General features: G+C 68.7%; 10 protein-coding genes and 1 pseudogene. 5 read left to right on the forward strand and 6 right to left on the reverse strand.

From position 1 onward, the window contains the following. Both ELR45_RS36750 and ELR45_RS03730 read left to right on the forward strand, forming a co-directional pair. On the forward strand, window positions 1-462 hold a 462-nt coding region (locus ELR45_RS36750), incomplete at its 5' end, for a fibronectin type III-like domain-contianing protein (protein WP_205855838.1). A gap of 18 nt (window positions 463-480) precedes the next feature. Next, window positions 481-1,956 (forward strand): glycoside hydrolase family 43 protein, encoded by a 1,476-nt coding sequence (locus ELR45_RS03730; RefSeq protein WP_129663587.1) that lies wholly within the window; start codon window positions 481-483, stop codon window positions 1,954-1,956. A 268-nt stretch (window positions 1,957-2,224) separates the two neighbouring features. Here ELR45_RS03730 and ELR45_RS03735 read toward each other — a convergent pair whose 3' ends face one another. The 5 genes from ELR45_RS03735 to ELR45_RS36755 all read right to left on the reverse strand — a co-directional run bounded on the left by ELR45_RS03735 (window position 2,225) and on the right by ELR45_RS36755 (window position 6,569). Further along, complete coding sequence (locus ELR45_RS03735; RefSeq protein ID WP_129663589.1) at window positions 2,225-3,202, reverse strand: GlxA family transcriptional regulator; 978 nt, start codon at window positions 3,200-3,202, stop codon at window positions 2,225-2,227. A 294-nt stretch (window positions 3,203-3,496) separates the two neighbouring features. Then, the gene (locus ELR45_RS03740) at window positions 3,497-4,282 is read right to left on the reverse strand and encodes an SAM-dependent methyltransferase (protein WP_129663591.1); all 786 of its coding nucleotides are present in this window, start codon (window positions 4,280-4,282) and stop codon (window positions 3,497-3,499) included. After that, a complete protein-coding gene (locus ELR45_RS03745) occupies window positions 4,269-5,153 on the reverse strand; it encodes a cytochrome c biogenesis CcdA family protein (RefSeq protein ID WP_129663593.1) in 885 nt (294 codons plus the stop codon). The genes ELR45_RS03740 and ELR45_RS03745 overlap by 14 nt, the downstream gene beginning before the upstream one ends. A 15-nt stretch (window positions 5,154-5,168) precedes the next feature. After that, window positions 5,169-5,768 (reverse strand): TlpA family protein disulfide reductase, encoded by a 600-nt coding sequence (locus ELR45_RS03750; protein WP_129663595.1) that lies wholly within the window; start codon window positions 5,766-5,768, stop codon window positions 5,169-5,171. A gap of 177 nt (window positions 5,769-5,945) precedes the next feature. Then, the gene (locus ELR45_RS36755; protein WP_205856119.1) at window positions 5,946-6,569 is read right to left on the reverse strand and encodes a hypothetical protein; all 624 of its coding nucleotides are present in this window, start codon (window positions 6,567-6,569) and stop codon (window positions 5,946-5,948) included. On the opposite strand from ELR45_RS36755, the gene ELR45_RS42465 reads away from it, so the two are divergent. From ELR45_RS42465 to ELR45_RS03765, 3 genes and pseudogenes are all read left to right on the forward strand, one after another. Beyond that, a complete protein-coding gene (locus ELR45_RS42465; protein ID WP_420813816.1) occupies window positions 6,489-6,755 on the forward strand; it encodes a DUF3179 domain-containing (seleno)protein in 267 nt (88 codons plus the stop codon). The genes ELR45_RS36755 and ELR45_RS42465 overlap by 81 nt on opposite strands. Further along, window positions 6,653-7,378: pseudogene (locus ELR45_RS03760) on the forward strand (DUF3179 domain-containing (seleno)protein); the annotation flags it as partial. The gene ELR45_RS42465 and the pseudogene ELR45_RS03760, both read left to right, overlap by 103 nt. A gap of 72 nt (window positions 7,379-7,450) precedes the next feature. After that, window positions 7,451-8,086, forward strand: coding sequence for a class I SAM-dependent methyltransferase (locus ELR45_RS03765; RefSeq protein ID WP_129663601.1), 636 nt, complete (start codon window positions 7,451-7,453; stop codon window positions 8,084-8,086). 65 nt (window positions 8,087-8,151) lie between these two features. On the opposite strand, the gene lnt is transcribed toward ELR45_RS03765, so the two are convergent. Further along, window positions 8,152-9,504, reverse strand: a 1,353-nt coding sequence (lnt, locus tag ELR45_RS03770; protein WP_205855839.1) for an apolipoprotein N-acyltransferase, incomplete at its 5' end; no start/stop codon positions are given.

Here is a 9,504-nt window from a genome sequence, read left to right on the forward strand (position 1 = left end):
ACGCCGACCGACGGCGCCCTCGACTACTCCGAGGGCCTGCACATCGGATACCGCGGCTGGCTCCGCTCTGGTTCGAGTCCCGCCTACCCGTTCGGCTTCGGGCTCGGCTACACCACGTGGCGGTTCGACTCCGTGGCGGTCGATGGAGAGCTGAGCGGCGACGGCGATGGGGCCGTGGTCCGGGTGCGAGTGACCAACACCGGTGATCGTGCCGGCAAGCATGTGGTGCAGGTTTATGCCGAACGCGACGACTCCGCCGTCGACCGGCCGGTGCGCTGGCTGGTCGGATTCGCCCCGGTCCGCGCCGCGTCCGGGACCGCGGCCGAGGTGGCGATCCCGTTGCGGGCGCGTACCCTCGCCTACTGGGACGGCGAGTGGCGCTACGAGCCTGGCGTCTTCCGGCTGCGCGTCGGCAGCTCCGTCGTCGACCTGCCGCTCGAAGCGGCCGTCAAGCTGACTTGAGGAGACGGAGGCGGTCTCGTGAACCTGCCCAACCCACAGTTGCCGGGGTTCAATCCGGATCCGAGCGTGGTGTGCGTCGACGACGCGTATTACCTCGCGACGTCCACATTCGAATACCTTCCCGGTATCCCTATCTACGCCAGCCGCGACTTTGTCGACTGGGAGCAGATCGGCAACGTGGCCACCCGGCCGGGACAGCTGGCCGACGATGTCCCGACCGCGGGAGGCGCCTGGGCGCCGACGCTTCGGCACCGCGACGGCGTCTTCCATCTGGTGGTGACCGATGCGATGGGCCGCGGCGCCCTTCATTTCACGGCCACCAGGCCGGAAGGCCCGTGGAGCGACGGCACTCCTCTGGGCATCGACGGCGTCGACCCGGACCTGGCCTGGGACGAGGACGGAACGGCGTACATCACGTACTCGGCGCTGTCCTTCGCCGAGGGCCGGCATCGCGGTATCGAGCAGGTGCGGGTCGACCTCGTAGCCGGCAGGGTGCTCGAACCACCTCGCTCGCTGTGGTCCGGAACCGGCCTGCAGTTCCCCGAGGCGCCGCACCTGTATCGCCGCGACGACTGGTGGTACCTACTGCTCGCGGAAGGCGGCACCGAGCGCGGGCATTCGGTGAGCATCGCGCGCGCGAAGACTCCGGACGGACCCTTCGAGCCGGCCCCGGTGAACCCTCGGCTGAGCGCACGCAGCACCGACCGGCCGGTGCAGAACACCGGACACAGCGACCTGGTGCAGGGGCCCGACGGCGAGTGGCTGCTGGTGCTGCTCGGTGTGCGTCCACGCGGCATGACGCGAGCCTTCTCCGCGCTTGGCCGCGAGACGTTCGTGACCCGGGCGCAGTGGGTGGACGGGTGGCCGGAGTTCGAACCGGTCCCTCTCGCGCCCCGGCCGGGCGTCGTCCGCTTCCGGGATGACTTCGACTCGGCCGAGTTCGCGCCGCAGTGGCTCGGCGTGCGGCGGCTTCCGGAGCAGCTGGGCTCGCTCAGTGAACGGTCCGGCTTCCTCGTGCTGGCCGCCGACGGCTCGACCCTCGACGACGCGCGGCCAGTGTTCATCGGGCGCCGGCAGGAGCACCAGACGGCCCGGGCCGTCGTCCGCGTCGACGTGCGGGACGGCGTCGGCGGGCTTGCCGTCCGCTATGACGAGTCGTCGTACTACTCGATCGAGGCCGGCGGCGGCACCGTCGTAGCCCGCGCACGACTCAAGGGCCTCACCCAGGAGTGGGCCATACCGTTCACCGACACCGACCTGGAACTTGCGATCACGTCGCGCCGGCCCCGGGACGTCGGCCCGATTCCGGCCACGTCCGACGTCGTCGAGCTGTCCGCCGTGATCGCGGGAGAAGAGACCGTGCTCGCGTCTGTCGACGGACGGTACCTGTCGGCCGAAGTCACCGAGTCTTTCACCGGACGCGTCATCGGGATGTTCGCGCGGGACGGCGTCGTCGCGGTGGACTGGTTCGATTACGAAGGCAGCGACGCATAACATCACTGAACGTCGTCACGCTGAGTCTCGGGGCTGAGTCGCGGGGCGGGAGGCGGCGTAGGGCAGACAGACGATCGCCGCCCGTGTCAGGCGCAGCTGGACACATCCAACACCAACGGACAGCTAGTGGTCGTTATCAAGAGACAACAGGCCCTTCGCGTGAGGCGCGGGGCCGGGCGAGCCCGATTCGCAGACGGCACCAGGACGCCGCGTCGATACCCGATTCAGGCACCGCCGTGTGGTGCAGCTTGCAAGCCTGCGCGCGGCCTTAGACAGGGCCGGTGGTGAACGCGCGACGGTGCGCGGTCGGGGTCGTCACCAACGTGCGCCGGAAGTGCTGCCGCAGGGCGACTGCCGAACCGAACCCTGATCGGCTCGCGATCTCCTCCACCGAGAGATCCGTGGTCTCCAAGAGCTCTTGCGCTCTCTGCAGCCGACGCCGGATCAACCACTGAATGGGGGTGGTTCCGGTGTGCGCACGGAACCACCGGTTGAGCGTACGTATGCTCGTCGCCGCCTGTTCAGCGATCGTGGACAGAGTCAGCTCGGTATCAAGGTGTGCTTCCATCCAGCGCAACAACGTCTCCAGCCCGCCATCATCCTGGACGGGGTGGGCATGCTCGATGAACTGTGCCTGCTCGCCGGAACGGTGCAGCGGCAACAGGGCATGTTTGGCGGTCTCGGCGGCCACCGCCGCGCCGTGATCACGCCGGACCAGGTGCAAACACACATCAACGCCGGCGGCACCGCCGGCGGTCGTCACCACGTCGCCGTCGTCGACATACAGCACCGCCGCATCGGCCCGAACCTGCGGATACCGGGCGGCGAACTCGGCCGTGTGCGTCCAGTGCACGGCGGAGCGCCGCCCGTCCAGCAGTCCGGTCGCAGCGAGCACGAACGCGCCGTTACAGAAGGAGACGATCCGGGCGCCGCGTGCATGGGCTTCCCTCAGCACGGCCTGAACCTCAGCCGGCACCTCCGCGGTATACGCCGACGGACTCAGCACCACCACCGTGTCCGCCTCCACGGCGTCGGCCCACGCGTACGGTGTCTCGACGACGAGCGTCGTCGAGACACCCATCACCACTGTGTTGCGTGCTCCAGGATCGCCGTAGATGCCCACGTCGTACAGCGGTTCGCACCCCGTCGGCCGGCCCAACGGATACGCCGACCCGAACACCTCGGTCACGACGGACAGGTCGAATCCCCCGGACGACTCCAGCGCCAGGACGGCCACGGTGTGCATGTCCAGAACCTATCGAAAGACGGCACCCGACCTGCTGGTCAGCCCTCAGCCCGGCAGGAAGCATCATCGGTGTGGCCGTGATCCTCCCAGCATTGATCTCACTCGTCAGCGCCCTGCTGCTCATCCTCACCGGCCGGCAGATCGATCGACACCTTGAATGGCGGGCTCGCCGATGGGCATGCCGTGTCCAGCAGCAAACCCACTCCGCCCCGAGCTCTCCCGACCGTGCCGACAACGAGTGACGGTCCGAGACCTTGACCTCGTGTTCCGCGCCGGCAAGCAACTCGCCGTCGCTCAGCGTTGCTTCTCCGCGACGAGAAGGATGTAACTGAGCGCTCCGGCGGCAACAGCGGAGCGGGCGGCGGCCAGGGCAGGACCGGCACGTTCGAAGTCGATCCCCAATGCCTCGGCCTTCGTCCGCGACGTCATCTGTACGACGGCGAGCCGGGCTTCGACCTGGTCAAGCATGCGTATCATCACCGCGTCATGCGGTTCGATGTGTGTGACAGACATTCCGACGTCGTTGAACAGGCCCACATACGCCTCGGCTGGACAGAGATCGGCCACGCACGCACTCTGACCGGCGAGCCTGGTCGACTCCGGTGACACACGGTCCGGCTCCACCATCGCGTCCGTGATGCCGACCCGGCCGCCGGGTCTGAGCACCCGTTCCAGCTCCGCCACGGTCGATCCGCTCGGCGATGCACCACATGCGCGTTCCCACACGACCGCGTCGAGTTCCGCGTCCCCGGCAGGCAGCTGCCGAGGGCCACCCATGACAAAGCTGACGCGGCCACGCAGGCCGGCCGCGGCTGCGGCGCCGGAAGCCAGCGCCACGTTGGCCGCCGACACGTCTATGCCTTGAACACGCGTGCCGAACTCCTGGGCGAGCACCACTGCACTGGCGCCACGCCCGGACCCGACGACGAGTACCCGCTCGTCCGCCACCAGGCGCAGCTGCCTGGCAAGACGCCGGGTCAGGGCCAAGCCACCGGGCCGATACGAGGAGCCGAGCAGCAATGCCACCGCATCCTGGCCATGCGACGCGACCCGGTGGGCCCTGGCCTCATCGTGAGCCATGGCTAGAGCCGTAGGAGGCCGTGTGGTTCCGGCGACGACGCGCCCAGATGAGCACCGCCGCCAACGCGGCGAACGCGCCGACCACGGCGGCCATGCCACCGGCGCCCACCCAGTCCAAACCGTCGGCCAACCAGCGCTGGATGCTCTCCCCCACGCCGATGACCGGGTCGTCGGTGTTCCCTCCGCGCAGGACTCGAATCTCATACCAGCCGTAGTAGGCGACGTACGCACCGGCAATGGTCAGCAGGACACCTCCGAGCCGGGGCACCAACCGGCCCGCCTGGCGCAACCACCCCACTACGGCCGTCTGCGCGAGAGCCACCGCCAGCGAGACCGCAACGATCACCAGGCCCATGCCGAGCGCGTACGCGCCGAACACGGCGGCTCCACCGGCAACGGTCTCCGTGCGGAAGCTGGCCACGACGGTGGCGAGGAAAGGTGCGAGAGTACAGCTCAACGACGCGGTCGCATACGCCACGCCGAACATCGCCATCGACGGCGCCGACCGGGTCAAGGCCGGACCTGAGACATTCAATCGCAGACCAGGAAGATCACGCCCGGCCAGCAGCCATCCACCGAGCCCCACCAGCAGCACACCGAGCACGAGCGTGAACCAGGGCAGGTACCGCTGCACACCGGAGGTGTTCGCCGCGACCGTGAGCAGCAGCCCGAACACCCCGAAGACCGCGACGAACCCGCCGGTCATCGCCCCTGCGAAAGCCAGCGCGCGCCCGATGGCCGCGGCCTGGGTCGGCGAATCCTTCCCGACCACGAGCATCGACGCGTAGGCCGGCAGCAACGCGAACCCGCACGGATTCACCACGGCCAACATGCCTGCGGCTACCGCGAGACCGAACGGCAATCCCTCCATCGTCGGCCCACCCGCCTAGCCGGCCAGCTCGGCTACCCGGTCGGCCAGCTCGTCGGGATCCAGAAAGCCGGAGTATGTCGTCTGACCAGAGGCGTCCACGAGTGCGAACGTGCTCTGCTCCGTGATCTCGAACTGCCGCCAGACGTCACCGTCCTGGTCATCGAGGTGCGTCAGCTCTTCGGTCTCGGTTAGCTCGATGAAGTTGTGCATCTCCTCGTTAGTACCGAGGCTCGCCACGCCGACGACACTCACGTCATCACCGTGTTCCTCGGCCAGGTCGAGAACATGCGGGGCTTCCGCGACGCACGTCGAGCACCACGGCGCCCAGAACCAGAACACGGCGGGACGCCCGGTCAGCTCGTCCGCGGCGAACTCCTCACCGTCGACCGTCGTCGCCGTGAACGTCAGCGAAGACTCACCCAGCTCAGCGGCTCTCTCGTCGCGTTCCGAGGCAGCGGAGTCGTCCGAGGTGTTCTCCTCCGTCTCAGCGCCGTCCCCTTCACCGTTCCCGCAACCCGCCAGCGCCAGAACGCCGGCGGCCACAGATACTGCCAGCGTCTGCCAGAGACGTGGCGCCGAATGGGAGTCGCCCGACTCGCGACCTCTCAACCACATCACAAGCTCCTGTCCTTGCACGATACATCTGCGAGTGGCGCCGTTCTCCGACTGTGCTCAGGCGGCTGGAGGATCCGCCGAGTGGATCCTCCAGGCACGTCAGAGCGCGTCGACACCCGTTCGCCGGGCTCTGGCTCCACGTTGACCGATCCGAACCGGCGCGGTCCGTAAGCGCGATCACGGTTCGACGATTCCGTTGTGGAGCGCCCATCGCCGGATCCGCGACTCGAGCCGAGGATTCCGGGACGTTGGTGACAGTGCCCTGTGTGTGAGCGCCGTTACCGACGTGGCCCCGAGCAGCCCGCAGAATCGCCTCAGATTGAAGACGACGAAGTCCGAGAGAGGCGAACGGTTATGGTCATCGCCGAACGAGGCCGGTCGCTGCTCCTGCAGCGGCGTTTCGCGGTGCTCGCCGTCGTCGTGCTGCTCGGCGTGGCCGCGTGCGGCTCCGATGAGCCATCCTCCTCCGCGTCGGAGTCGTCCGCGGACGACGCGGCCGGCGACAGCGACTCCGGGAACGGCAGCGGAGAGGTGACCGAGGTCGAGCAGATACCTGGCGATCCGGCGGAAGACGTGCCGTCGGCGCTGGACGACATGGAGCATGCGGAGTTTCCCGAGCCCTTGGTCGACCCTGCCCAGATAGTCTCCGGCGGGCCGCCCCCCGACGGCATCCCAGCCATCGACGAGCCCACGTTCCAAAGCGTCGGCGACGTCGACTGGCTGGAGGATGCCGAAGCCGTGCTGTCGGTCACGATCGAGGGCGAGACCCGTGGTTACCCGGTCCAGGTCCTCATGTGGCACGAGATCGTCAACGACACCATCCCGATGTGCCGGTCGCAGCGACGTACTGTCCCCTGTGCAACTCCGGCGTCACCTTCGACCGGCGCGTCGGCGACCGCGTCCTCGACTTCGGCACCTCGGGCCGGCTGTACGCCAGCAACCTGGTCATGTACGACCGGCAGACCGAGTCGCTATGGCCGCAGCTGACCGGGCAGGCGAGCGTCGGCGCACTCACGGGGGAGAAACTCGACAGCCACCCGATGATCCCGGTGGCCTGGGAGGACTTCCGCGAAGCGCACCCAGACGCCCTCGTGCTCTCCCGCGAGACCGGACACAGCCGCAACTACGGCGCCAACCCCTACACCGGATACGACAACCCGGACACCGGGCTGCTGTTCCACACCGACCCCGGCGACGACCGCCTCGACCTCAAGGCGCGCATCCTGGCTCTCACCGGCGACGACGAGACCCTGGCGGTCGACCGCGAAGCCGTCGCCGACCAGAAGGTACTCGAGTTCACCCTCGACGACAGGGACCTCGTCGCGTGGCACATCCCTGGTCAGGCCTCAGCACTCGACGACAGCACCGTCGCAGGCGGAGCCGAGATCGGATCCGTCGCCGTCTACGTTCCGGTAGCCGACGGACAGCATCTCACCTTCACCGCCGACAACGGCGAGTTCACCGACGCCGAGACCCGCACCACATGGAACATCCTCGGCGAAGCCACCGACGGGCCGCTGGCCGGACAGACCCTGGAAGCCGTCCCGTTCATCGACACGTTCTGGTTCACGTGGGCCACTTTCCAACCCGACACGCGGGTCGTGCCGTGAGCCGCAGCCGTACAGGCCGAGCACGCACGGGATCCAGAGGTCGGAACCGCCTACGACTGGCTTCTCGACGGGCTGCCACCCCGTCCGGGCAAAGTCCTGGACATCGCCTGCGGCAGCGCGCCCCTTCACCCGAGGCTCACCTCCACCGACGGCTACCTCGGCGTCGACATCTCAGATGGTGAGCTCGCGATGGCCCGCCAGCGAGGGCGGGAGCCGGTCACCCGTGCCGATGCCCGCCGGCTGCCGATCCGCAGTGACTCAGTGGACACTGTGGTGTCGTCGATGGGGCTGATGCTCATCATGCCGCTGGCCGAGGCGCTGCACGAGATCGCCCGCGTACTGCGCCCCGGCGGCGCGGTCGCCGCCCTGGTACCGGCGAGATGGCCGGTGCGGCCTCGAGATGTCCGGCCGCTGTTCGCGCTGGCGGTTTCGCTCCACGGCCTCGGGATCCTGCCCCAGCACCTGACGGCCCGTCTGGCCACCAAGCAGCTGCGCCAAGCGGGGCTGGAGGTCACCGATACTCAGCAACGGCGTTTCGCCTTCCCGATACGCTCGGCCGACGACGCCGCCATGGCCGTGCACGCCCTGTACACACTCGGCTACCCAGCGCACAGGATCGAGGCCGCGGTCGACAAACCGACCCGTATGGCCGGAAGCACCGAGCTTCCACTCCCGCTTCTGCGGATCGTCGCCAGGTCGTCGGGCTGATGACCGCCGAACCATCACCGGCGACAGCGTGCAGGGCCTGGCCACGCGTCCATGCTCGTCCTTGCTCAGGACGTGTTCGCTGACCCGCGTTGTCCGTGTGTACGTCTGACCTGCCGGAGAACAGGGACGAGGAACAGTGCGGCGGCGAGCGCGATGACCGGTGCGTCTCCGACGTGGGCGAACGGCGTCAACCCGGATCGAAGGGGCACGGTCTCGGTCAGCAGTTCCTCCTCTCCGAGAGCGCTGCGCACGACGACGTCGCCATCGGCGAGCACCACCGCCGAGTAGCCGGTCGGGGCGGCCAGAAGCACGGTCCGTCCGAACTCGCGAGCCCGGATGCGAGTCGCGGCGAGTTCGAGTGAGGGAACCTCGTCGGTGACGTACGAGGACGCGTTGGTCGGCGCCAGAACGATCTGCCCGCCGTCGTGAACGGCTTCCGCGACCCGGTCGGAGAAGAACACCTCGTATGAGATCACCACCCCGAGCGGCGTTCCGGACGCATCGAGCAGCGCATCGCCCTCACCGACGACGGCGTCACGAGGCACGAACCTGGTGTCGTCGGTGAGCCGCTCGATCAGCCCGCGCCACGGAATGTACTCACCGAACGGCACCCGGTGTTCCTTCTCGTACCGGCCGACAAGATCTCCGTCCGGTCCCCACAGCAGCGCGGAGTTGTGGAACCCGTCGCCGTCGCCTTCGGTGACGCCGACGACGAGGTGGGTGTCTAGGTCCCGAGCCAGTTCGGCGAACCGTTCGTCGAGATCCGTGCCCACGATCGGGCCCTCGACGTCGGCCACGTTCTCCGGCAGGAGGACAAGGTCTGCGGGCTGCCCGATGCTCTCCGCCACCGCGAGATGGCGCTCGGTGATGTCCATCGACTCGGTGTCGACCGCCCGGACTCCGCGCGGCCCACCGCCCTGGACCACGACGACATCCAGCGTCGCCGTCTGCTCCGTGGTCACGGCCGCGCCCGCCACGACCGGACCCACGGCCACGACGAGTGCCGTCCCGGCGGTCCACAGCCGCCGCCGTCCACGGTGAATGACGAGCGCGGCGAGCGCGACGCCACTGGCCGCCGCGGCGGCGGTCACCAGCAATGAGCCGCCCAGGGGTGCGGCGGCGACGAACGGCCCGTCGACCTGGCTGTGCACCACTGCCGGAAGCGGGAACCCACCGAACGGGAAGCGGGCCTGGACCGCATGCATGAGCACAAGCGCGGCCGGCAGCAACCACCATCCACCCGTCCAGCGCCCGCTCCGGCCCGACGGAACGAGGGCCGTGGCGGCCGCCAGAAAACACGTCTCCGCCACCGCCAACGCCACGTAGCCGCCCACGTTGAAGTCGGTGACCCAGACCAGCCCGAAGCCATAGAAGACCAGTCCACACAATGCACCCACGGCCATCCGCGCGCGCAGGCC

It is taken from the genome of Phytoactinopolyspora endophytica (assembly GCF_004138495.1).
GTDB lineage: Bacteria > Actinomycetota > Actinomycetes > Jiangellales > Jiangellaceae > Phytoactinopolyspora > Phytoactinopolyspora endophytica.

Coding starts and splice junctions, on each gene's coding strand:
- ELR45_RS03735 (WP_129663589.1), bottom strand. CDS start 3,202: ATGCACACCGTGGCCGTCCTGGCGCTGGAGTCGTCCGGGGGATTCGAC.
- ELR45_RS03740 (WP_129663591.1), bottom strand. CDS start 4,282: ATGGCTCACGATGAGGCCAGGGCCCACCGGGTCGCGTCGCATGGCCAG.
- ELR45_RS03745 (WP_129663593.1), bottom strand. CDS start 5,153: ATGGAGGGATTGCCGTTCGGTCTCGCGGTAGCCGCAGGCATGTTGGCC.
- ELR45_RS03750 (WP_129663595.1), bottom strand. CDS start 5,768: ATGTGGTTGAGAGGTCGCGAGTCGGGCGACTCCCATTCGGCGCCACGT.